1 protein-coding gene is annotated in these 375 nt (G+C 62.4%); it reads left to right on the top strand.

Going from position 1 to position 375, the window contains the following annotated elements; all coding sequences use genetic code 11:
• The coding region (locus Q8X48_RS29880; RefSeq protein ID WP_407802818.1) for an immunoglobulin-like domain-containing protein at positions 1-375 on the top strand (375 nt) is incomplete at both ends.

Here is a 375-nt window from a genome sequence, read left to right as displayed (position 1 = left end):
CGACCATCGTGACTGAATCCATCAAGGACGCAGTGGGCGGTAACCTGGAACTGGTGTCGCCAAACACAACGCCAGTGACCACCACGGTCAACGATGTCAACGACACCACCACGGTGACCTTGACCGCCACCCCGAGCGTCGACGAAAACGGCACCATCACCTACACCGCGACCCTGACCGATGCCCAGGGCAAACCGGTCACCGCGCAGAACGGTCCGGTGACCGTGACGTTGGACAGCGGCAAGGTCATCACCATCGCCGAAGGCCAGAGCTCCGGCAGCCTGCCGGTCAGCGTCGGCAACGACGTCTACACCGGTCCGACCACCGTCACTGAATCCATCAAGGACGCAGTGGGTGGCAACCTCGAAGCGATCA

The organism is Pseudomonas sp. QLc11A (genome assembly GCF_052112305.1).
Lineage (GTDB): Bacteria > Pseudomonadota > Gammaproteobacteria > Pseudomonadales > Pseudomonadaceae > Aquipseudomonas > Aquipseudomonas laurylsulfatiphila.
The sequence above is the reverse complement of the archived record's forward strand: the minus strand, read 5'-3'. Positions and strand labels throughout refer to the sequence as shown.